The 21,237-nt window shown below is 65.5% G+C and carries 18 protein-coding genes; 13 read left to right on the top strand and 5 right to left on the bottom strand.

Annotated elements, in window-relative coordinates; all coding sequences use genetic code 11:
- Window positions 1-73 precede the first annotated feature (73 nt).
- Window positions 74-1,063, top strand: coding sequence for an Lrp/AsnC family transcriptional regulator (locus tag K414_RS0109305; protein ID WP_037219067.1), 990 nt, complete (start codon window positions 74-76; stop codon window positions 1,061-1,063).
- 27 nt (window positions 1,064-1,090) lie between these two features.
- Here the strand turns inward: K414_RS0109305 and K414_RS0109300 are convergent, their stop codons facing one another.
- Entirely contained in the window at window positions 1,091-2,665 is a 1,575-nt protein-coding gene (locus K414_RS0109300) for an AbgT family transporter (RefSeq protein ID WP_027495699.1), read from the bottom strand.
- Between the two features lie 251 nt (window positions 2,666-2,916).
- Here K414_RS0109300 and K414_RS0109295 point away from each other — a divergent pair, with 251 nt between their 5' ends.
- The gene (locus K414_RS0109295) at window positions 2,917-4,341 is read left to right on the top strand and encodes an amidase family protein (RefSeq protein WP_027495698.1); all 1,425 of its coding nucleotides are present in this window, start codon (window positions 2,917-2,919) and stop codon (window positions 4,339-4,341) included.
- A 19-nt stretch (window positions 4,342-4,360) separates the two neighbouring features.
- Here the strand turns inward: K414_RS0109295 and K414_RS0109290 are convergent, their stop codons facing one another.
- Complete coding sequence (locus K414_RS0109290; RefSeq protein ID WP_027495697.1) at window positions 4,361-4,936, bottom strand: TetR/AcrR family transcriptional regulator; 576 nt, start codon at window positions 4,934-4,936, stop codon at window positions 4,361-4,363.
- A 79-nt stretch (window positions 4,937-5,015) separates the two neighbouring features.
- Between K414_RS0109290 and K414_RS0109285 the strand changes: the two genes are divergently transcribed.
- The gene (locus tag K414_RS0109285) at window positions 5,016-5,621 is read left to right on the top strand and encodes an NAD(P)H-dependent oxidoreductase (RefSeq protein ID WP_027495696.1); all 606 of its coding nucleotides are present in this window, start codon (window positions 5,016-5,018) and stop codon (window positions 5,619-5,621) included.
- Window positions 5,622-5,650: 29 nt separating this feature from the next.
- On the opposite strand, the gene K414_RS0109280 is transcribed toward K414_RS0109285, so the two are convergent.
- On the bottom strand, window positions 5,651-6,829 hold the full coding sequence (locus K414_RS0109280; protein ID WP_027495695.1) for an acyl-CoA dehydrogenase family protein: 1,179 nt from the start codon (window positions 6,827-6,829) through the stop codon (window positions 5,651-5,653).
- 137 nt (window positions 6,830-6,966) lie between these two features.
- Here K414_RS0109280 and wrbA point away from each other — a divergent pair, with 137 nt between their 5' ends.
- Both wrbA and K414_RS0109270 read left to right on the top strand, forming a co-directional pair.
- Window positions 6,967-7,566: an NAD(P)H:quinone oxidoreductase gene (gene wrbA / locus K414_RS0109275; RefSeq protein ID WP_027495694.1), complete on the top strand. Its 600-nt coding sequence runs from the start codon at window positions 6,967-6,969 to the stop codon at window positions 7,564-7,566.
- Window positions 7,567-7,799: 233 nt separating this feature from the next.
- The gene (locus K414_RS0109270) at window positions 7,800-10,010 is read left to right on the top strand and encodes an EAL domain-containing protein (RefSeq protein WP_027495693.1); all 2,211 of its coding nucleotides are present in this window, start codon (window positions 7,800-7,802) and stop codon (window positions 10,008-10,010) included.
- A gap of 24 nt (window positions 10,011-10,034) precedes the next feature.
- Here the strand turns inward: K414_RS0109270 and K414_RS0109265 are convergent, their stop codons facing one another.
- Window positions 10,035-10,658 (bottom strand): TetR/AcrR family transcriptional regulator C-terminal domain-containing protein, encoded by a 624-nt coding sequence (locus tag K414_RS0109265; protein WP_027495692.1) that lies wholly within the window; start codon window positions 10,656-10,658, stop codon window positions 10,035-10,037.
- Window positions 10,659-10,763: 105 nt separating this feature from the next.
- Between K414_RS0109265 and K414_RS0109260 the strand changes: the two genes are divergently transcribed.
- The 4 genes from K414_RS0109260 (at window position 10,764) to K414_RS0109245 (ending at window position 17,031) form a co-directional block, all read left to right on the top strand.
- On the top strand, window positions 10,764-12,788 hold the full coding sequence (locus tag K414_RS0109260) for an amidase (protein ID WP_027495691.1): 2,025 nt from the start codon (window positions 10,764-10,766) through the stop codon (window positions 12,786-12,788).
- A gap of 2 nt (window positions 12,789-12,790) precedes the next feature.
- A complete protein-coding gene (locus K414_RS0109255) occupies window positions 12,791-13,156 on the top strand; it encodes an amidohydrolase family protein (protein ID WP_027495690.1) in 366 nt (121 codons plus the stop codon).
- Window positions 13,149-16,034, top strand: coding sequence for an aminotransferase (locus K414_RS0109250; protein ID WP_027495689.1), 2,886 nt, complete (start codon window positions 13,149-13,151; stop codon window positions 16,032-16,034). The genes K414_RS0109255 and K414_RS0109250 overlap by 8 nt, the downstream gene beginning before the upstream one ends.
- A gap of 67 nt (window positions 16,035-16,101) precedes the next feature.
- A complete protein-coding gene (locus K414_RS0109245; RefSeq protein WP_037219064.1) occupies window positions 16,102-17,031 on the top strand; it encodes an aldo/keto reductase in 930 nt (309 codons plus the stop codon).
- A gap of 65 nt (window positions 17,032-17,096) precedes the next feature.
- Here the strand turns inward: K414_RS0109245 and K414_RS0109240 are convergent, their stop codons facing one another.
- The gene (locus tag K414_RS0109240) at window positions 17,097-17,957 is read right to left on the bottom strand and encodes a class I SAM-dependent methyltransferase (protein WP_027495687.1); all 861 of its coding nucleotides are present in this window, start codon (window positions 17,955-17,957) and stop codon (window positions 17,097-17,099) included.
- A 63-nt stretch (window positions 17,958-18,020) separates the two neighbouring features.
- Between K414_RS0109240 and K414_RS0109235 the strand changes: the two genes are divergently transcribed.
- From K414_RS0109235 to K414_RS28175, 4 genes are read left to right on the top strand one after another with little or no spacing between them, the layout of a single operon-like run.
- Window positions 18,021-18,833 carry a class I SAM-dependent methyltransferase gene (locus K414_RS0109235; protein ID WP_027495686.1) on the top strand — a complete coding sequence of 271 codons (813 nt, stop codon included), beginning with the start codon at window positions 18,021-18,023 and terminating at the stop codon, window positions 18,831-18,833.
- Window positions 18,824-19,810 (top strand): phytanoyl-CoA dioxygenase family protein, encoded by a 987-nt coding sequence (locus K414_RS26520; protein WP_051365031.1) that lies wholly within the window; start codon window positions 18,824-18,826, stop codon window positions 19,808-19,810. Before K414_RS0109235 ends, K414_RS26520 begins: the two co-directional genes overlap by 10 nt.
- A gap of 54 nt (window positions 19,811-19,864) precedes the next feature.
- On the top strand, window positions 19,865-20,686 hold the full coding sequence (locus K414_RS29095) for a hypothetical protein (RefSeq protein ID WP_161631791.1): 822 nt from the start codon (window positions 19,865-19,867) through the stop codon (window positions 20,684-20,686).
- The gene (locus K414_RS28175; RefSeq protein ID WP_161631790.1) at window positions 20,614-21,192 is read left to right on the top strand and encodes a hypothetical protein; all 579 of its coding nucleotides are present in this window, start codon (window positions 20,614-20,616) and stop codon (window positions 21,190-21,192) included. Before K414_RS29095 ends, K414_RS28175 begins: the two co-directional genes overlap by 73 nt.
- Window positions 21,193-21,237: the final 45 nt, after the last annotated feature.

Genomic DNA, 21,237 nt, shown 5'->3' with positions numbered 1-21,237 from the left:
AGGTGATCCTCGGGCACCGAACCTGTTTCTGCACCGGCCGACCCGAGTCGGCACGACGAGCGAAGGTGTACGCATGAGGCAGCGCTCCGACGAGTTGGACTCGCTGAGTTGCCGAATCACGGCGGCGCTGCAGGTCAATCCCCGGGCGTCTTGGGTCAGCATCGCCGAGGCGCTCGGTGAACCCGAGCGCACCGTCACCCGACGCGGCAAGGAACTACTCGATTCCGGGGACGTGCGCGTGGTCGGCGTCATCGGCGCGACGGGCGCGGTCGTTCTGCGAGCTCGATGTCACGTCGGTATGGCACGTGCGGTGGCAGTCGGGTTGGCGCGCCGCGACGACACAATGTTCGTGTACGCCACGTCGGGGCACGAGGAATGCGTCGCCGAAGTCCTGGTCGACGATGCCCATCTGGCGGATCTGATGCTCGACGACTTACCCGGCATCACCGGGATCAGGCGCATCAGGGTCGATCCCATCACGCGGGTCTATCGCTCGGTCCGCGAGTGGCGGCCGGCGATTCTCAATTCGCACCAGATCGCGGCCCTGACTCCTCCCGTACACGAGGGCTACCAACCGGACGGCCGTGTGGGACCGGAGATCTCGACCCTGCACCGCAGCATTCTGCGCGTCCTGGCCGAGGATGCCCGGACGCCCACCTCGGACATCGCGCGCGTCGTCGGCGCTACCGAGAACACTGTCCGACGCCACATGGACACGCTGGAGCAGACCAACAAATCCCGACTGCGGGTGGTCGTCGAGCCGGCGCTGCTGGGGTATTCGGCGGAAGCCCTTGCCTGGGTCAAGGTTCCGCCTCGACACCACGAAGCACTGGTCGAGCTATTGCTCGCACATTCGGAGGTTCGATACGCGGTGGCCCTCGCGGGCTCGGACAGTCTGCTCGTCAACCTCGCGTGCCCGGACCGAATGGCGTTGCATCGCATGACAACTGCGTCGGACTGGGCCGCCCTGGCCGACGCGATCTCGGTGGTGTCGATTCTGCGGGCCACCAAACGCAGCGGCAACCGTCTGCTGGCCGCGGACTCCGCGTCGTACCTGTATTGATCCGGTACGACGCGGCAGTCACTGCGGTCAACGGATCGGTGCGCCGGGGCCGAGGGGGATGCCGAGCATGTACCAGACTGCGAACAACGCCGCCCACACGATCAGCATGCCCAGCGCGACAGGGATGGTGAACGAGGCGAGGGTACCGATGCCTGCATTCTTCTTGTAGCGCTGGATGAGTCCGAGGGTGAGCACGAAGTAGGCCGACATCGGGGTCATCGCGTTGGTGCAGGAATCGGCGATTCGGTAGACGGCCTGGGTGGTTTCGGGGTTGACGTCGATGTACATGAGCATCGGCACGAGAACCGGGGCCAGCATCGACCACATGGCCGAACCACTGGTGACGAGCAGGTTCATCACCGAGATCAGCACCAGCATCATGGCGAACACCACGAGGGGGTGTAATCCCCCGGCTTTCAGCAGTTCCGCGCCCTCGACCGCAACGACGTTGCCGATGCCGGTCCACTTGAAGTAGGCGAGGAACTGCGAAATCGCGAAGAACAGCACCAGGATCGGAGCAAGGGTCTTGATGCCGACGGCCATCGATTCCGGAATCTCACGGAGCTGCCGAAGACTGCCGGTAGTGCGTCCGTACACCCATCCGACCAGGACGAAGGCGATCGCGATGAAGAACGCGATGTTCTGCAGCACGATCGACTGTACGAACCCGCCGTCCTCACCACGCAGCGGCGACGAGGGAGGAAGCAGTGCCGCGACGACGACGGCCACGTACACCGCCAAAGCTGCTCCGGCGCGGCGCATTCCCTTCTTCTCGATCGGCTCGAGATCGAGTGCCAGCTTTTCTGCGCCGTCCTCGACGCCCTCGTCGGCATCGAGATTCATGTGCTTGGCCATCACCAACTCCACCACCAGGGTGATGAAGATCGAAATCACCAGGGACGACGCGAGACTGAAGAAGTAATTGTCCACCGGGGTCACGCTGTAATCGGCATCGACGATCTGAGCGGCGGAGGTCGTCAACGACGACATGATGGCATCGCTGGGCGTGATCAACGGTGACGCGTTGTAGCCACCGGCGATGGCGACGAACGCCACCATCATGCCCAGTACAGGACTTCGGCCCGCTGCCTTGAACGCCATTGCCGCCAGCGGAAGGACGACGATGAATGCCGCGTCGAACATGACGTGAGACATGGTCCCGGCGAAGGCAACCGAGAACGTCACCCACTTGGCGGGCAGCTTCACGATGGTGGCGCGCAGCAGCGTGGTGAGCACACCGGAATGCTCGGCGACGGACACACCGAGGATGACGGTCACGATGATGGGGAGCGGCGCGAACCCCGCGAAGTTGTCCAGTGCCGTTCCGAAGATCATGGCTACGCCGTCACTGCTGAGCAGGCTGCGAACCATCGACACCTCACCGGTGCTGGGTAGCACCACCCCGGTGCCCAGTGCGGCGAGGATCGCGCTGACCACTGCCAGCACTGCGGCCAGAAGCCAGAACAGCAGGAAGGGGTGCGGCAGTTTGTTGCCGACGCGTTCGATGCTGGACACAAGACGGAACAGTGTCTTCAGTCCCCAGGGCATTCGTGCTTCGGGCGCATCCGCAGTTGCCGGTGGACCGTCGATCTGACTGGACATGATTGACTCTCTTTCGCATACCGTCGGACTGCGACCGAGCCCCGGGCTCGGATGTCCTGCTCACTCAAGTCGGTTCACGTTGCCGATATGTTGCATGTGTGAAATTTTCGGCCGTCTGAGCGAAACCGCCAATCCAACGGCGAAAACGCTCAATGGACGACGATAGCCCGGTGGGCTCCGCGCGGTGGTGCAGTCTTGAAACAGGCTTCCGACAACAACTCCGGCCGATCCGGATCGAAGCGAGGAGTTTCATGACCGGCGACATTCAGTCACTGTCCCTGCGCGCGCTCGCGGCACACATCCGCGATCGCGAGATCTCGGCCCGCGAGGCGCTCGAGTCGCATCTGGCTCGCATCGACGACGTCAACCCTGTCGTCAACGCGATCGTGACCTTCGACATCGATGGGGCGACCGAACGTGCGAGTGCAGCAGACCGCGCAACGGTGTCCGGCGAGGCACTGCCCGTTCTGCACGGCGTCCCGATGACGCACAAGGACAATCACCTGACCGCCGGTCTGCGCACGACTTTCGGCTCGCCGATTCTGGCCGACAACATCCCCACCGAGGACTCGGGCATCATCGCCCGCCTCAAGCGCGCAGGTGTCAACACCACCGGCAAATCCAACGTTCCCGAATTCGCTGCAGGTTCACACACTTTCAATCCGCTGTTCGGTACCACCACCAATCCGTACGATCCGACTCGCAGTGCCGGCGGCAGCAGTGGCGGTGCCGCCGCCGCCATCGCCGCCGGGATACAACCGGCGGGCGACGGGTCGGACATGGGCGGGTCGCTGCGCACTCCGGGATCGTTCTGCAACCTCGTCGGATACCGGCCGTCGTTGGGCCGAATTCCGATGCTGCCCGCCAAGAACCCGTGGGCCTGGATCGCTCGGCAGGGCGTGCTCGCGCACGACATCGAGGACGTGCGCTTTCTGATGCGCGCACTCGCCGGTCCGGATTCGTCCAGTCCTCGTGGTCTCCCGCTGGACGACTCGTACCGCTCGGAGGAAGCCGGCTCGCTGCGTGGGCTGAAAGTCGCGTGGACAACGGATTTCGGTCTCGGCGTACCCGTCGACCGTGAGGTGATCGACGTCCTGAGCCGCCGACTGCACGTGTTCGAGCAACTCGGTGCCAGTGTGGACGTCGATTGCCCGGACCTGTCCGACGCGGACGAGGTGTTCCAGACGACGCGTGCCTTCGACTTCGCCACCGCCTACGGGCACCTGTTGGACGAACACCGGCACCGCATGAAGAGCGCCGTGCAGTGGAACGTCGACAAGGGAATGGCGCTCACGACACGAGACATGATCTCCGCCAACACCGCTCGCAAGAATCTCGATACTGCAGTGCGGCAGTTCTTCTCGCGATACGACGTATTGATCGCGCCTGCCGTTCAGGTACTTCCGTTCCCCGCGGACGAGGAGTACCCCGCCGTCGTCGACGGCACCCCGATGAACAATTACCTCGACTGGATGCGGGCCGCTTCGCTGATCTCGGCGACAGGCCTACCGTCACTGTCGATGCCCGGCGGCTTCAGCTCCTCCGGCCTTCCGGTTGGATTGCAGATCGTCACCGCCGATCGCGCCGATCACCTGCTGCTTCGGGTGGCACATGCATTCGAAGCCGAGACGGCTTTCCACCGTCGTGCGCCCGAATCGGCGGCCGCCACCGTCTGACAGATCCGGCGGGCCGAGTTCAGGACCTGGCGACCGCGGCGACGATCAGATCGGTCAACTCCCCGATCGCTTCGGCCGGTGTGAGTGACCCGGATACGGCACCGTGGGACAACGCGTCTGCGGCACCGAAGACGGCGGTCAGAGATGGCGTGGACATGCCGTCGGCATCGGTGAACGGACGCAGAATCTCCCGACACCGCTCGAAGTAGGCGCGCTCGGCGGTGCGCTTGACCTGTTCGAGTTCGGGCGAACCTTCGAGTGCGGCAAGCACACCCGTCAATTCCCTCCCCTGGGCCAATGTGCACCCCACGTAGGAGTCGGCAATGGCCTTCGCCCGACCGCGGACCGTCATGGGTGCCGAGTCGAGAGATTCCTCCAGCATCGCCTCCTGCCTGGCATCGAATTCGGTGAACAGAGCGGCAAGAAGTTCGGCGCGGGAGGCGAAGTGGCTGTACACCACCGGTTTCGCGACACCGGCATGCTCTGCGAGCCGTCCGAGAGTCAACGCGTCGGCCCCCTCGGCGCGTACGAGAGCCCAGGACACCTCGATCAACTGTGCGTTTCGATCGGAGCGCGACAGCCTCGTCCGTGCCATTCCGCCACCTCCTTGCTTATGTACTAATAGTAACCTACTGTTCGTACATAGCCGATCTTCCCCAGCCGAAGGAACAGCCATGAACACGCTCGTCGTAGTCTCCCATCCCGACCCGCACTCTCTGACCCATCAGGTCGCTCACTCCGTAGTCGAGGCCATCCGATCCACCGGCACCACCGTGGAGACCGCAGATCTCGCCGCAGAGAGCTTCGATCCACGATTTTCGGCTGCAGATCTGAGCCTGTTTCGCGGAAACGGAAGCACACCGTCCGATGTAGCCGAGGAGCAGACACGGATCGACCGCGCCGAACACCTGATTCTCGTCTTCCCGATGTACTGGTGGTCGATGCCCGCACTATTGAAAGGCTGGATCGACCGCGTGTTCGTCGAGGGCTGGGCCTATGAATACGGGGACAGAGTATTCGTGAAGAAGCTGGACCGACTCACAATCCATCTGGTCGTCGTCGCGGGAGACGATGCAGACAGCTTCGAGCGCCATGGCGTCCATCAGGCCATTCGAACGCAGATCGAGCGCGGCATCATCGAATACTGCGGTGCCACAGTGGGATCCACGAACTTCGTATACGGGTCGGACACCAGGAGTCGCGCGGAACTCGCTACCGAGATCTCCGCTATCGGCAGCACGGTCGCAGACCGGGTCGCCGCGCAGCGCGCGCTCACCTGACCTGCCACCGCCACGCGGGACGAGGGTGGTCAGCGATTCCGCTTCTGCTCGGCACGGATCAAACCGCCGCCGACGATCAGCCGCTGAATTTCGCTCGTGCCCTCGTACAGGCGGAGAAGACGGACATCTCGATAGATTCGCTCGACGGGAACGCCGCGCATATATCCTGCGCCGCCGTGGATCTGGACCGCGAGGTCGGCAACTGTGCCGACCATCTCGGTGCAGAACAGCTTCACCGCCGACGGCGCGATCCGTCGATCGGTGTTTTCCACCCAGGCTCGGGCAGCCTCACGCACCATGGCCCGGCCTGCCATGACTCCCGTCTGCTGGTCGGCGATCATCGCCTGGACGAGTTGATGATTGCCGATGGGCTCGCCACCCTGCGTGGAAGACGCAGCGTAGGAGACGGATTCGTCCAGGGCACGCTGCGCTTGACCGACGGCGAGCGCTGCGATGTGGACGCGGCCACGCGCCAACGACGTCATCGCCGCCCGGTATCCGATGTCACCGTTGCCGCCCACCAGAGCGTCGGCGTCGACCTCGACGTCGGTGAACGTCACATCCGCGGTTCCTGCTCCCTGCTGACCCATCTTCGCGTCCTTGTCACCGACCTCGACACCCGCAGCGTCGGCGGGGACCAGAAACACCGCGATCCCGTTGCCGCTGTTCGGCTTCGGGTCCACTCGCGCGAACACGACGAACAGGTCCGCGATGGGCGCATTGGTGATGTAGCGCTTGCTTCCGCTGATGATCCAGCCAGTACCGTCCACTACTGCCGTCGTTCTCAGCCCTGCCGGGTTCGAGCCGGCACCGTCCTCGGTCAACGCGAACGACGCGACGACGTCGCCGGCCGCCATGCCGGGCAACCACGTTGCCTTCTGCTCGTCGGTGCCGAACCCGACGAGCACCTGGCCCGCGATTCCGTTGTTGGTGCCGAACATCGACCGCAACGACAGTGTGGTGTAGCCGAGCTCCATGGCAATCTCGACATCCTGAATCAAGTTCAGGCCGAGACCACCGAACTCTTGCGGAATCGCGTATCCGAACAACCCCATCTCGGCGGACTGTCTCCGGAGATCGTCGGGAATCGAATCGGCGTTCATGATCTCGAGTTCACGCGGAACCACCCGCGATCGGACGAACTGGGAGACCTGCTTCTTCACGTCCGCGAAGACGTCGTCGGGTACCTCGGCATTGCGCACGGTCATGGCACCACTATCGACGCTGCCCACGGATCGGACAACCAACAACCGCGAGTAGTTGACACAACAATCATAGTGGGTACCATCGAATACAGTTGACATCGCAACTACTTCGGATGTCCACCCGACGAAAGGTCTCATCGATGACGAAGATCGCAATCATCTACTACTCCGCAACCGGCCACGGATCCACGATGGCGAACAAGCTCGCCGACGCAGCGACGGCGGCTGGAGCCGAAGTACGCGTGCGGCACATCGCGGAGACGCGCGACCCCAGCACCTTCGCCGAGAACCCCGCCTGGTCCGCCAACTACGAGGCAACCAAGGATCTTCCCGCTGCCAGCGGCGACGACATCGTCTGGGCCGATGGCGTCATCCTCGGATCTCCGACGCGTTTCGGTAGCACTGCAGCACCGTTCCAGAACTTCATGGACTCGCTCGGCGGCTACTGGGCCAAGGGTGAACTTGCGAACAAGGCATACGCCGCCTTCACCTCGAGCCAGACCGCGCACGGCGGCCAGGAGACCACGCTCATCGGTCTCTACACCTCACTGATGCACTTCGGCGGCGTCCTGGTTCCGCCCGGATACACCGACGGACTGAAGTTCGCCGACGGCAACCCCTACGGCGTCAGCCACGTCACCGGACCCGAGAACAAGAACGAACTGGACGACGCGACCACCGCAGCGCTGACCCACATGGCCACGCGCGTCGTCACCATCGCCGAGGCTCTGGCGAAATAGAGGCCGGCTCTCCTCACCTCGAGAAGACCGCCCGATTCGCGTTCGCGTCCGGGTCCGCACATCGCCAGTGCGGACCCGGACGTAGTACATGCGTGATGACAAACGGCGTGTTTGTCATCTCGGGCGTGCACCGCCATGCTGTGTGCAGGGAACAGCAACTCCGCTGACTTCTGCGATCGGTCGGTGGCGTCGCCCACCGACTCGTCGCTGCGACGAGTGCGAAACGGACATCGATGAACGATCCCGGCTTCGATCCGCTCGTTCTCCGCGCCCTGTTCGACGAATCCCCCGACATGGTGGCCCTGTCCGCGTTCTCCGGCAGCGTGATCGACGTGAATCCGGTCGGCCTCCGCCTGGTCGGCCTGGAAGAACTACCGTCGTCAGGCCTGTCCACAGCAGATTTCTTCACCGCCCGCGGGCTCGAAGTCTCCGGTGACGTCGAACATGCATTGCAGACGACCGGTCACTGGCAGGGCCGTACCGAATTACGCCACTTCGTCTCCGGCGCGGGCATTCCCGTTGCCCTGTCCACGTTCGTCGTCCGACGTTACGGGCGAGAACCCGACCTGATCGCCACCATCGTCCGCGACCGCACCCGTGGACACCAGCGTGATCTGGACCTGCTGGCCGCGGCTGTATCGGCGGAGAGAATCGCAGTCGAGCAACGGGCACTGGCCGAATTGAGCGCACTTGCCGTCACGGCGGACTTCGATACTGTGCTGGCTGCGGCCACGAGCACGGCGGCCAAGTTGGTGGGCGTCGAGTCTGCGGCCCTGGCCCGACGTTCGGAGGACTCGACCGACCCGCTTCTGTCCATCGACGCGATCACCCGCGCGCTCCCACACGATTTCGTGCTTTCCACCGGCGACGGGTCGTTGACCGGTTACGCCCTGGCGCGAAGGGCGATCACCGTGTGTTCCGACGTCGAATCCGAAACACGATTCGACACCTCGGCCATGGCTGCCCTGGGCTTTCGCAGCGGTGCCGCCGTTCCGATCACCATCGGTGCCGGGCTGTGGGGCGTACTGATCCTCTTCGGCCGAGAACCACATGTTTTCGGCGACGGAGACATCGCATTCGTCTCCGCAGTCGCCGGAGTGCTCTCCGCTGCACTCGAACGAGTGGAACTCGACCGCGAGCTGCGCTGGCGCAGCGCGCACGATCCCTTGACCGAACTGCCGAATCGCGCGGTGGCGTACGACGCGATCGACACTGCGCTCGCACAGGTCGCGGACACCGGCGGCCGAGTGGCCCTGCTGTTGCTCGACGTCGACGATTTCAAGATCATCAACGACAGCCTCGGCCACGACGTCGGAGACCGCGCACTCGTGCACTTCTCACGCCGCCTGGCCGCGACCGCGAGACCTGGCGATACCGTGGCCAGGCTCGGCGGCGACGAATTCCTGATGATCTGCAATCACATCGACGACGTCGCACATGCCGAACGCGTCGCCGAGTGCATCCGTTCCGCTCTCGCGGCCCCTACCGCGGAAGACGAGGGCGACGGCCCGATTCCGGTGAGCGCCAGCATCGGAGTTGCGGTGTCCACTGCGGGCTCGACCCGACGCGAGCTCCTTCGATCGGCCGACCTGGCGATGTACCGCGCCAAGGACACCAGGGCCGGGCACGCCGTCTTCGACTCGAGCGACCTCTACGACGCCGACCGTGTGCGCTCCATGTCGGTGGACCTGCGCCGCGCCGTGGCCTCCGGCGACCTGACACTGGACTACCAACCCGTGATCGACGTCGAGACCGGACACATCGTTTCCGTCGAAGCTCTGGCGCGTTGGCAGCACCCGAATCTCGGTCCCATCGAACCGTCCGAATTCGTTGCCGTGGCCGAACGCACGGGTGTGGCAACGCTTCTCGACGATTGGGCCCTCACCACCGCCTGTCGACAACTCGTCGACTGGCGCGGGCTGGGCTGCGTCGGCATGCGCGTCAACATCAGCGCGCTGCAACTGCGCGACCCGGCCTTTCCCGATCGAGTGGCTGCCGCCCTGCTCACCACCGGTGCGCACGCTGACGGCGTCGTTCTCGAACTCACCGAGACGGAATGGCTCGCCGACACCGGCACCGTTGCATCGAACTTGGCGAGACTCCACGAGATGGGAGTTGCGTTGTCACTCGACGATGTCGGGAAGGGCTACAGCAGCCTGGCCTACCTCGAACGCTTCCCGGTGATCGGCAGCTTCAAGATCGACCGAACGTACATCGACGCTCTCGACACCGAGCGAGGACGAGAAGTGTTGACCGCCATCGTGTCACTGGCGAAAGCCTACGGCGTGACCGTCGTGGGCGAAGGCGTCGAGACGCAGGCGCAACTCGACGCCCTCACCGCAGCCGGATGCCATCTGGTGCAAGGATTCCTTCTGGGTCGGCCCGTCGACGCCGAGCACACGGCACTACTGCTGTCCCGTCACAGCGCAGCGCGACAACGCTGAGCGCGTCGAACACGGGTCTCGATCTCACCGCCGTGGGCGCGCCGATGCGACGAGCATCGCCAGACCCATCTCGAAGGCGCGGGTGGCAATGGGATCGTCGGCATCCTCGTGCTGGACGGTCTCGTAGGCCGCGGCCAACCGCGGGAAAGCCTCCTCCTGGCCGGCAGGATCGAATACGACACTCGGGCCGGACATGTCGAGGACACTGCCGAGGATGAACGATTCGAACGCGGTCAGCAGAGGCAACACGTCCCTGCTCTCCCAGCCCACCGCCTCTGCGGCAACAGAGAAATCCTCGTACTCCGCCAACAGCACCGGGGTCGATGCGCGTGTGGTCATGAGGAGGGGAACGGCGCGGTGATGCTCCGCGAACGCCAATCGATAGGACCTTGCCCATTCGACGAGGCCCTCCTCCCACGGCAATTCGCGTAGCGGTGCCGAGTCGATTCGGGCCGAGACCAGAGCTCGGACGTCTTCGATCATCGCCGCGCGGTCGGCGACGTGGTTGTAAAGGGAAGTGGGGTTCACGCCCAATTTCAGCGCCACGCCCCGCATGCTCGCACCGTCGGCTCCGTGCCGATCGACCAGGGCCAATGCGGTGCGGGCGATCAGGTCACGGCTGAGAATGGCGCGAGGTGGTCGTGCCATGGTCGCCTCCTCTCGGGCGGTCGTCGAGTACGGACAGCCTTGCATGTCGGGATTTTTTTCGATTCACCCGTTCCCAAAACCGACAGTGTGTGTTTTAGTTCTGTCATGACTTCTTCTTCCTTCACCGTGGTCGAGGCCGATGTCGCCGGCGTTTCCGCCGCGCTCGCCGAGGGCACTGTGACGAGCGTCGAACTGGTAGCGCGTTACCTCAATCGAATCGGGCACTACGACCGCACCGGCATCAGTCTCAACGCCGTCCCGGTACTGAACCCCGACGCGTTCGAGGAAGCCCGCGCAGCCGACCGGCGCCGGAGCGCTGGGCAGACCCTCGGCCCGATGGACGGAATTCCCTACACCGCCAAGTCCAGCTACAAGGTGCGCGGTCTTCCGGTGACGGCCGGCTCGCCCGCATTCGAGACCCTCGTCGCGACCGACGACGCCTTCGCCGTGGCCCAGCTGCGAGCGGCAGGCGCGATCTGCCTGGGCCTGACCAACATGCCGCCGATGGCAGCGGGTGGAATGCAGCGCGGACTCTACGGACGCGCCGAAAGTCCCTACTCCGCAGAGTTTCTCACCTCGGCGTTCGGCTCGGGATCCTCCAACGGCTCGGGTACGGCGACAGCTGCGAGTTTCGCTGCCTTCGGGCTCGCCGAGGAAACCTGGTCCTCGGGCCGCGCACCCGCGTCGAACAATGCGCTCGTCGCCTACACGCCCTCTCGCGGGGTGATCTCGGTGCGGGGCAACTGGCCGTTGGTGCCCACGATGGATGTCGTTGTGCCGCACGCCCGTACGGTCGACGACCTACTGCACCTACTGGACGTGGTCGTGGCCGACGACGCGGTCACCGAGGGCGACCTGTGGCGCATGCAGGAGTGGGTGTCGATCCCCCCGGCCTCGGATGTTCGGCCCACGTCCTTCACCGATCTGCCGCCACTGCCGTTGCAGGGGCTCCGGCTCGCCGTACCTCGCCTGTACGTCAACGGCGATCCCGACAGCGCATATCCGATCCACACCCGCGATTCGGTGATGACCCTGTGGCAGACCATGCGTGACGATCTGGTGGCTGCAGGAGCAGAAGTGATCGACACCGACTTCCCCGTCGTGGAGAACTACGAAGGCCTGCACCCGAACTCGCAGACCATGGTCGACCGCGGTCTCGTTCCCGCCGAGTTCCTCGAACGCGAGCTGGAAGAACTCTCGGTGTGGGCGTTCGACAGCTTCCTGGCCGCGAACGGTCAGCCGGGCCTGCGCGGCCTGGCCGAGACCGACGGGGCGCGCATCTTCCCGCATCCCACGGGCGCGCTACCCGATCGCTACGGCATTCTGCCGTTCGACACGGCCTACGATCTGGCGGACTACGTTCCCATGGCGAAAGCAGGGGTGACGCCGTTCGATCGCATTCCGTCTGTGGAGGCCGGCATGCGCGGATTGGAAGAGGTCCGCCGCGTCGACTTCGAGAAGTGGTTGCAGGACAACCGCTTCGACGCAGTCGTCTTTCCGGCCGTTGCCGATGTCGGCCCCGCCGACGCCGATGTCGACGTCGCGTCCGCCGACATCGCCTGGCGCAACGGAGTCTGGGTGGCCAACGGCAATCTCGTGCCCCGCCACCTCGGCATACCCACCGTCACCGTTCCCATGGGGTCGATGAGCGACACATCGATGCCGGTCGGCTTGACCCTGGCCGGTGCTGCCTACTCCGATTCGACCCTGCTGCGTCTCGCCCGTTCCGTCGACGCCCTCGGGGCACGACGAGTGGCTCCCGCACGCACCCCGGCACTGACCGACGAGCACGTGTTCGACGGCATCGTCGGTGCCGGTGACTCGGATGCCTCCATCGCAGTGACCGACGTGCAGATTCGGCCGGGCTCCGCGGGCGACGAACTCACCTTCGCCGTCCGGATCGACGGCGGTTCCATCGACGACGTACAGGCTTTCGTCGACGGAAAGAGGGTGCCGCTCCACACGACGGGCAGCGCCGTCACCGGGACAGTGTCGATTCCGCCGGGTTCGTACGACACCCTGCACAGTGAGTGGCGGGCACCGTACGGTCCCCTCGTCGTCGCCGTCGCCCGCTGCGCAGACGGTGGTGTCGCCGGTGCCATGGCGACCACCGACGGATCGCCTCTCTGATCATGACCATTCCACTGACGCCCGACGCCACCCGGCTTCCACTGAACACTCGACGAGCGACGTCGACATTCGGTATGTCCGACATCGCCACCACGAGACGCTCGGCCACCGACCACTCGCTACCACCGAACGAGCCGCAGTTCGCGGTGCCGCTCGACGCCGCCCTACGCCACGCGACATTCGACTCCGCCGCGTCCTTCGATGCCGATTCGCGGGTCGGTCGAGTGCAACCCGGCATGTACGCCGACCTCGTCGTACTGGACGGTGACGTACTCGACGGAGGCAATCTGTTGGCTGTGTCGGTCGTACGCACCATTGTCGGCGGCAAGACCGTGTTCGAGAAAGAGACCGAGGAAACCCATGCCTGACACCGTGTTCGACTTCTTCGCCCAGCCCGAGCTACCGACGCCGACCCTCGAGTCCGACGAGGTCCGTAGGCTGATGGACGAAAACTTCGGATTGGCATGCACCCTCACCGAACTCGGCAGCCAGCAGGACCAGAACTTCGTGGTTCGCGACATCGACAGCGGCACCCCGGTCGGCGTCCTCAAGCTGAGCAACCCGGTGTTCAGCGAGTCCGAGATCGAGTTGCAGGACCTCGCCGCAAGCATCGTTGCCGAGCGAGAGCCGACGCTGCGTACCCCGAAGGTGGTCGTCGGCCCGCGCGGACCTATGTCCGCATGGTGGAACTCGTCGCAGGGGCGCATCCACGGCCGGGTCATCGAATTCATCTCGGGCACAACGCTGATGGGCTCGAACTATCTCTCCCCCGCCACGGCCGCGCGGATGGGTGAACTCGCAGGCAAGGTGAGCGTTGCACTCTCCGATGTCGACCACCCGGCGTCGGGCCGGGTGCTGCAATGGGATCTGCGCCATGCCGATCGCGTCATCGCGACGCTGTTGCCCGACGAGCCGGACCAGGATGTCAGCGAATTCATCACCGACGTCACCGCATCGGCCTTGCGTCAGTTGCATTCGGTGTCGGCCGACCTGCCCCTTCAACTCGGCCACTTCGACATCACCGACGACAACGTTCTCGCGCCGACGGCAGCCGGGTCGCTCCCCGACGCCGTCATCGACTTCGGCGATGTCAGTCGATCGTGGGCGGTCAACGAAATTGCGGTGACCTTGTCCTCGCTGCTGCACCACGACGGCTTCGCGCCGGTCGACGCACTGCCCGCCATCCGCGCCTTCCATGCCGCACGTCCGCTGAGCGAGAACGAGATCGAGGCACTGTGGCCATTGGTCACCCTGCGCGGAGTGGTCCTCGTACTCAGCGGCCGTCAGCAGGTACGCCTCGACGCCGGGAACTCGTACGCCGACTCCGCGCTGGATCGCGAATTCCGTATCCTCACCCAAGCAGCATCGGTGCCCTGCGCCGTGATGACCGAAACCATCCGTCGGGCACTGGGTTCGGATGCCCGGCCGCGACCGACCTGGCAGGGCGAACCGTTGGTCGCCGATATGTCCGACGCCGTGACCATCGACGCGGGCACCACGTCGACCGTCAACGACGAAGGGCGCTGGCTCGACCGACACACCCTGACGGGCGCCGCGCTTGCCGGACTCGATGCAGGCGCTCCCGCCGCAGTGGTACCTGCGTGGTCTGTTCGACTCACCGGTGGACCCAGCCGCACTCCCACAGAGCCGGCCACGATCTCGACTGCGCTGACCATCTGGCTCGCCCAGGACACCACGCTCGACGTACCTGCAGACTGCTACACCACGCACACCGACGACGGCATCACCGTCACGTCCGGTGACGACGCCGTCCACTTCGTGGGCGTACCGAACTCACCGAATACCCTTGTGCTGCCGGCGCGTACACCGATCGACGTCCAGCTCACCCGATCGAACTCGGGGCCGATACCACTGCGCGTCGAGCCCTCGTACTCCCACGGCTGGTCGGTACTCGCCGGTGACCCAGCGCCGGCACTCGGGCTGCCCCCTACCGTCGTCGCCCCCGAGGACGACACCCTCGAGCGCCGCGAACGGCTGCTCGCCGAGGTCCAGGAGCACTACTACGCGGAGCCGCCCCGCATCGAGCGGGGGTGGCGTGAGTATCTGGCCGACGTCGACGGCCGGGTCTATCTCGACATGGTCAACAACGTCGCCTCCGTCGGCCATGCCCACCCGAAGGTGGTGGCGGCCGCCCATCGGCAGATGCAACTGCTGAACACCAACTCGCGCTTCAACTATCGTGCGATCACGGAGTTCGCAGAACGCATCACCGCGACCCTCCCCGACGAACTCGACACCGTGTTCTTCGTCAACTCCGGTTCCGAGGCCACCGATCTCGCCATCCGCATCGCGATGGCCGCGACCGGACGTACCGACATCGTGGCCATGAAAGAGGCCTACCACGGGTGGACCTTCGCCAGCGACGCCGTCTCGACCTCGATAGCCGACAATCCCAATGCCCTTGCCACCCGGCCGGACTGGGTACACACCGTCGATGCCGCGAACTCCTACCGAGGAAAGCACCGCGGTGACGACGCCTCGAGGTACGCACCCGAGGCCGTGCAGTTCATCGACGACCTGGCTGCGGCAGGCACTCTCCCCGCCGGGTTCATCTGCGAGTCCTACTACGGCAACGCCGGAGGAGTCGCACTTCCCGACGGCTACCTCCAGCAGGTCTACGCCGCCGTCCGCAAGCACGGCGGTATCGCGATCTCCGACGAAGTGCAGGTCGGTTACGGCCGACTCGGCGAATGGTTCTGGGGCTTCGAGCAGCAGCAGGCGATTCCCGACGTCATCGCGGTCGCGAAATCCATCGGTACCGGCCAACCCGTCGGCGTCGTTGTCACCACCCGAAAGATCGCCGACCGCTATCGCACCGGTGGCTACTTCTTCTCCTCCACCGGCGGATCGCCGGTGTCGTCGGTGATCGGTCTCGCCGTGCTCGACGTCATCCAGCAAGAGGGGTTGCAGGAGAACGCGCGCGTCGTCGGTGGCCACCTGAAGTCACGACTGCAGGCCCTCGCGACCGAGCACCCCATCGTGGGCACGGTGCACGGCTCGGGGTTGTACCTGGGACTCGAATTCATCCGCGACCACTCCACCCTCGAGCCCGCCACCGAGGAAACCGAGGCCATCTGCAATCGACTCCTCGAACTGGGAGTGATCATGCAACCGACCGGCGACCACCAGAACGTGCTCAAGATCAAACCGCCCCTGTGTGTCTCGAAGGAATCGGTCGACTACTTCGTCGACTCGTTGAACAGAGTCCTGACCACCGGCTGGTAGGCGGCAAATCGGCTCCTCGGTTTCGCGGCGAGGCTCCGAGGGCGGCAGTGATGAGAGTATTCAGGGCATGACGCAACTCGGTCTCGGACTTGCCGCACTCGGACGCCCGGAGTACCTGACCATCGGGCATTCGCGTGCGGTGGACGGGCGGTTCGACCCGGCTGCGCTCGAGCAACATTGCCACGCAGTACTGGACGCCGCCTGGGACAGTGGCATTCGGCACTTCGACGTCGCCCGCTCCTACGGTCTGGCCGAGCAGTTCCTCGGCAGCTGGTTGTCTGCCCGTCCGAACCGGCGCGAGGAACTCGTGATCGGCTCGAAGTGGGGCTACGCCTATGTCGCCGACTTCCAGCGGGGCGCGGAGGTACACGAGGTCAAGGAACACTCGGTCGCACGCCTGGCCGAACAGTGGCCGCAGACCGTGCGCGACCTCGGCGGAACGCCCGACCACTACCTGATTCACAGCGTCACCCCGGACAGCCCTGCCCTTCGCGACGCAGCCCTGCTCGACGATCTACGCGCGCTGGCAGCCGGTGGCACCCGCATCGGCATCAGCACCAGCGGGCCGCACCAGGCCGATGTCGTGCGTGCCGCGCTCGCTAGCGGGGTGTTCGGCTCGGTGCAGTCGACGTGGAACCCCCTCGAACCGTCCGTCGCCCCCGCCCTGGCGGAAGCGCACCAGGCCGGCTGGTTCGTCGTCGTCAAAGAGGCGATGGCGAACGGTCGACTTGTCGCTGAGAACTCCGCACTCGCCGCGCGCGCCGACTCGGCCGGAGTCGGCCGCGACGCGCTCGCACTGGCCGTCGCCCTCGCGCAACCGTGGGCCGATGTGGTGCTCTCCGGTGCCGCCACGGTGGCGCAACTCGAACAGAACATCACTGCGCTCTCCATCGACCGCGCCGTGATCGCGCCCGGCGACCTGAGCATTGCCGACCTGGACATTGCCGAGTCGCCGCAGAGTTACTGGGACAACCGCTCCCGCATGGCCTGGACCTGACCTCCGTCCACCTTCCCGAATCGGCGCGTTCAGTGGCGTCGAGGCATTCAGTGACGTCGAGGCATTCAGTGACGGGTCGCGCTGAACACGTCGACCGGATGCGGAACTCGAAGCCCGCCAACCGCATCCGGAACCGATACCGCCGCGAGGTAGGCCCGCACCGGCTCGTGCAGCTCGGGCGTCAACCGGGCTTGCACCGCGAAGTCCAGCACGTCGTCGCTCGCGGCGGAAAGATCGACCAGCGCATCGAGAGTCACCGTGTCGTCGAGGACGATCTCGGCGTCGACGAATGCTTTCTCGACGTCGGCGCTGAACCACTGCCGATGGCCCTCGAGTGGAGGGGCGAGGACTTCGACGAGTGCGTTGAGCGCGGCCGTCGGCGCAATCGCCACCCACAGTTCGCCGCCGGGTCGCAGCAGGGCGAGCGCGGCACGCAACGTTGCTCGTAAGTCTGCGACGTAGTACATCGAGTGCACGAACATCACGACGTCGAAAGTCTCGTCGACGGGTGCGTCGTCGAACGATGCGACGTATGCGCGAGCGTCGAGTTCGGTGGCCTCGAGCGCCGCCATCGTGGCGGCGAAGAGCTCGGTACTGCCGATCCAGGGGTCGATGCCGACGTACCTGACCGTGCGGCCGGGTGCCCGCAGCACCAGGCCCGCTGCAAGCCTGGCATCGAGCGAACCGTCTCCGCAGCCCACCGACAGCACCGAGAGCGGTCCATTCCCCATCCCGGCCAGCCGATCTGCGAAGTGCTGGGCGATCAGACCGCGCTGATCGGAGAGCATCTCGAAGGCGGCGTGGTGCTCGGCGTAGGACTCGGGCGGCAGGCCCGCCAGCGCCTCGGCCCCGCGCCGCATCGCCCGCAATCCGTCGATGAGCACGACGGCAGTGTCTGTCGGCGAATTCGGAGCTATGTTGGACATTGGACCGAGTCAACCATGACGCCCCGTCCGGTGCGTCGTAGTTGGCTTCCTAGGAGGAATCTCGTGAGCAGCGGAGACACAGCCGAACGCAGTCTCGAGCACTGGAGCGAGGCGGGCCGCACGGGTATGGAGGCGTTCTACGCTCTGGCCACCGAGGACTATCACCAGCTGGCGTTGGCAGCCGATTGGCCGACGCTGCTCGCCGGCCGGGCTCACGAGGGCTGGTCGCTACTCGACGTGGCTTGCGGCAGCGGTAAATTCCCCACTGCGCTCCGCCGGTACACCGACCTGTCCGCGGTACCCGAGGTCGCCTACGACCTGCTCGACCCATCCGAATTCTCGGTGGCCGAGGCACGCGGAGCTCTGGCCGCGCCTTTCGTCGCCCGGCACGATCTGGTGATGACGCTGCAGGATCTGCCCGCAGATCACGTCGGCTACGACGTCGTGTGGGCCACTCACGCGCTCTACGCCCTTCCGCCCGCGGAGTTGGATGCCGCAGCCGAAAGATTCGTGGCCGCACTGGCTCCCGGTGGTCTCGGTCTGGTCGCGCAGGCTACGGAAGCCTCCCACTACATCGCGTTCTACGATGCCTTCCGCGCCGGCGTACGCGAAGCAACGCCGTACACGACGGCCGAGCAGGTGCGCGACGCGCTGATCCGCGCGGGCGCGGACGTGCGCGATCAGCGCGTCTCGTACACCACCGGAACGTCCGATCGCGCTGTCGCCGAAGGCTTTCTGCAGCGCTGCGCCTTCGACGACTCCGTGTCCCTCGACGAGATGGAGGCGGCCCCCGTGCTCGGCGACTACCTCGCTTCGTGCCGCGACGCGTCCGGTTCCTACACCTTCTCGCACGAGGCGGCCCTGCTGTGGCTCTGAACAACCCTGCCACCAACGAGCTTCTGCCCGAACGCAATCGCGAGGGCGGTATCGACCAGGACTGGGCGGGCAACGATCAGGACTGGTGGGACTGGTACGTCACGCTGGCCGCCAACGACGCCGCACCCGCCGAACTCGTCGATGGCCCTGGACTGCCGGATGTCGAGGCCGCCACGGACGAACAAGTCGAGCGTGAACTCGCCGAGCCCTACGATCTCGACCCGGCGGCCGTCGACGCATTCGCGCGACACGCCTTCGTGCGGCTGCCCGCGGTGTTCTCGCCTGCCGTCGTACGACGCCTCGCCGAGCGGCTCGAGGAACTACTGCGAGCCGAGCACGGCGATGACGTTGCGGGCCGGTTCACCGCGCTCGAGCAGATGTGGCTCCACGACGACCTGATGCGTGCCGTAGCACTGTCACCCCGGATCGGCGGCCTGGCCGCGGCACTGCTCGACGTGCCCGGCGTTCGGCTGTACCACGACAATGCGCTGTCCAAGGAGCCCGGCTGCGGACGCACACCGTGGCACCACGACGCCGAGCACTTCCCGTTGCAGACCACCGACGCCGTCACCGCCTGGATGCCGATGTCGGCCATTCCGGGCCCGATGGGTCCACTGTCGTTCGCGCGCGGACGGGACGTTCTCGACGAAGTCGCAGACCTCAAATTCGACAAGGTCGGCACCTCCTACGACGAGGCCGTCACCCAGCGCTTCCGCACGCGCAACGTGGCGGTGGAGTCCGAGCCGTTCGCCGTGGGAGACGTATCGTTCCACTCCGCGCTGTGCTTCCACACCGCAGGCCCGAACCGGACGACACAGCCGCGTCGCGCACTGGCCACCACCTACTTCGCCGACGGCACCCGCGTCGTCGAGTCGCCGACCCTTATCAGCGGCACCTGGCGCGAATTCCTCCCCGGCATCGAGCCCGGTGGCCTCGCGAACTCCGAGCTCAACCCGGTGGTCGGCCAACGAGACTGAGACGCCGATTCTGCGGAGTCAGCAGTTTCAGTGGACGTGCGTACACTGAATCCAGTGGGGACGAAACCTGGACCGGGGAAGAAATCTCGGCGCACACAGGAGTGGGGTGAGCTCGGCGAGCTCACGCTCCGCGAGTTGGCATCGGCTGCGGGTGGCGTTCGCGCCGTCCACTCGGCAATTGCACGACGCACGTTTGCTGCCGTGAAGCTCGGTATCGGTCCCGCCGCCCTGCCGACACAACTGATGCACGACGCGATCGCCGCCGGCACGTACGCGAGCATCGCGGCCGCCTGCACCGGCGCAGCCAAGATCGTCGGCTCCTTGACCGACGGCTCCCTGGCTGACGGCTCCCTGACCGACGGCGACGACGTGGCCGAGGACGACTCGCGGCCGTCACCGTCGCACACCAGCCGTGGCGCGCAAACCATCGCCGTTCTGAACGGTCTCATCGGCGACGACATGGAGAGAACAGCCCGGGTACTGGCCCATCCGATGTCGATTCGAGTCGACGGACGCCCTGTACCGCCGGAGTACCGAGCCTTGGCCGACGGGTTTCCCACCGCGGGAGCGCACCTCGTGGTGTTCGTCCATGGGCTGGTCGAAACGGAATACGCATGGCGGCTCGGTGGGCGGCCCACATACGGAGAGCGGCTGGACGCCGAAGCCGGGACGACCTCGATCTTTCTGCGCTACAACACCGGACGCCGAATTGCAGCCAATGGTGCCGACCTGTCGGACTTGCTGGAGCAGCTCGTACCGGCGGGCCCGTCCGGGTACACCGGATCACGTTGGTCGGACATTCCATGGGCGGGCTGGTCTCACGCAGCGCTGCTCACCACGCTGCCGAAGGCGGTCGACGATGGGTGGATCTGCTGACGGACGTATTCACTCTGGGGACACCACATCTGGGCGCGCCACTTGCTCACGGCGTCCACGTCGCCGCGGCCGCAATGGCACTCGTACCCGAGACCCGGCCGTTCGCGAACCTACTGGCGCGTCGAAGTGCCGGTATCCGTGATCTGATCCACGGAGCGATCACCGACGAGGACGGTCATGCTCGTTACACCGACAGCTTCGATGTCGGTGCCGCCATGGACATCTCGGTTCCGGAACGGGTGCGTCATCATCACGCGTCCGCGGTCGTCACCGGAAGTCCGCGCAACCCGGTCGGAGTCTTCGTGGGTGACGGCCTGGTCCGTACCGACAGTGCCGGGGGCCGAAACAAGCTCCGCAACATCGGACTTCGACCGGACGACGGTCTGGCGATCTACAGTGCGCACCATTTCACCCTCCTCAACGACGAGAGGGTGTACAGCTGGATGCGGCGTGCACTGGTCGTGGTTCCCGACTCCAAGGAATCGGATCTACGCCCCTTGTCGTAAACCACGCCCCATATGCGGGGTGCGGATTCGGACAAGGGCCGTATT

It is taken from the genome of Rhodococcus sp. JG-3, assembly GCF_000482405.1.
In the GTDB taxonomy this organism is placed as follows: Bacteria; Actinomycetota; Actinomycetes; order Mycobacteriales; family Mycobacteriaceae; genus Rhodococcoides; species Rhodococcoides fascians.
Note: the sequence above shows the minus strand (reverse complement) of the source record. Positions and strands in the feature narration are given on the sequence as shown.

What these genes read in the sequence shown, in the direction of transcription:
- K414_RS0109305 (WP_037219067.1), top strand. Translation starts at nt 74, where the DNA reads ATGAGGCAGCGCTCCGACGAGTTGGACTCGCTGAGTTGCCGAATCACG.
- K414_RS0109300 (WP_027495699.1), bottom strand. Translation starts at nt 2,665, where the DNA reads ATGTCCAGTCAGATCGACGGTCCACCGGCAACTGCGGATGCGCCCGAA.
- K414_RS0109295 (WP_027495698.1), top strand. Translation starts at nt 2,917, where the DNA reads ATGACCGGCGACATTCAGTCACTGTCCCTGCGCGCGCTCGCGGCACAC.
- K414_RS0109290 (WP_027495697.1), bottom strand. Translation starts at nt 4,936, where the DNA reads ATGGCACGGACGAGGCTGTCGCGCTCCGATCGAAACGCACAGTTGATC.
- K414_RS0109285 (WP_027495696.1), top strand. Translation starts at nt 5,016, where the DNA reads ATGAACACGCTCGTCGTAGTCTCCCATCCCGACCCGCACTCTCTGACC.
- K414_RS0109280 (WP_027495695.1), bottom strand. Translation starts at nt 6,829, where the DNA reads ATGACCGTGCGCAATGCCGAGGTACCCGACGACGTCTTCGCGGACGTG.
- wrbA (WP_027495694.1), top strand. Translation starts at nt 6,967, where the DNA reads ATGACGAAGATCGCAATCATCTACTACTCCGCAACCGGCCACGGATCC.
- K414_RS0109270 (WP_027495693.1), top strand. Translation starts at nt 7,800, where the DNA reads ATGAACGATCCCGGCTTCGATCCGCTCGTTCTCCGCGCCCTGTTCGAC.
- K414_RS0109265 (WP_027495692.1), bottom strand. Translation starts at nt 10,658, where the DNA reads ATGGCACGACCACCTCGCGCCATTCTCAGCCGTGACCTGATCGCCCGC.
- K414_RS0109260 (WP_027495691.1), top strand. Translation starts at nt 10,764, where the DNA reads ATGACTTCTTCTTCCTTCACCGTGGTCGAGGCCGATGTCGCCGGCGTT.
- K414_RS0109255 (WP_027495690.1), top strand. Translation starts at nt 12,791, where the DNA reads ATGACCATTCCACTGACGCCCGACGCCACCCGGCTTCCACTGAACACT.
- K414_RS0109250 (WP_027495689.1), top strand. Translation starts at nt 13,149, where the DNA reads ATGCCTGACACCGTGTTCGACTTCTTCGCCCAGCCCGAGCTACCGACG.
- K414_RS0109245 (WP_037219064.1), top strand. Translation starts at nt 16,102, where the DNA reads ATGACGCAACTCGGTCTCGGACTTGCCGCACTCGGACGCCCGGAGTAC.
- K414_RS0109240 (WP_027495687.1), bottom strand. Translation starts at nt 17,957, where the DNA reads ATGTCCAACATAGCTCCGAATTCGCCGACAGACACTGCCGTCGTGCTC.
- K414_RS28175 (WP_161631790.1), top strand. Translation starts at nt 20,614, where the DNA reads ATGGGCGGGCTGGTCTCACGCAGCGCTGCTCACCACGCTGCCGAAGGC.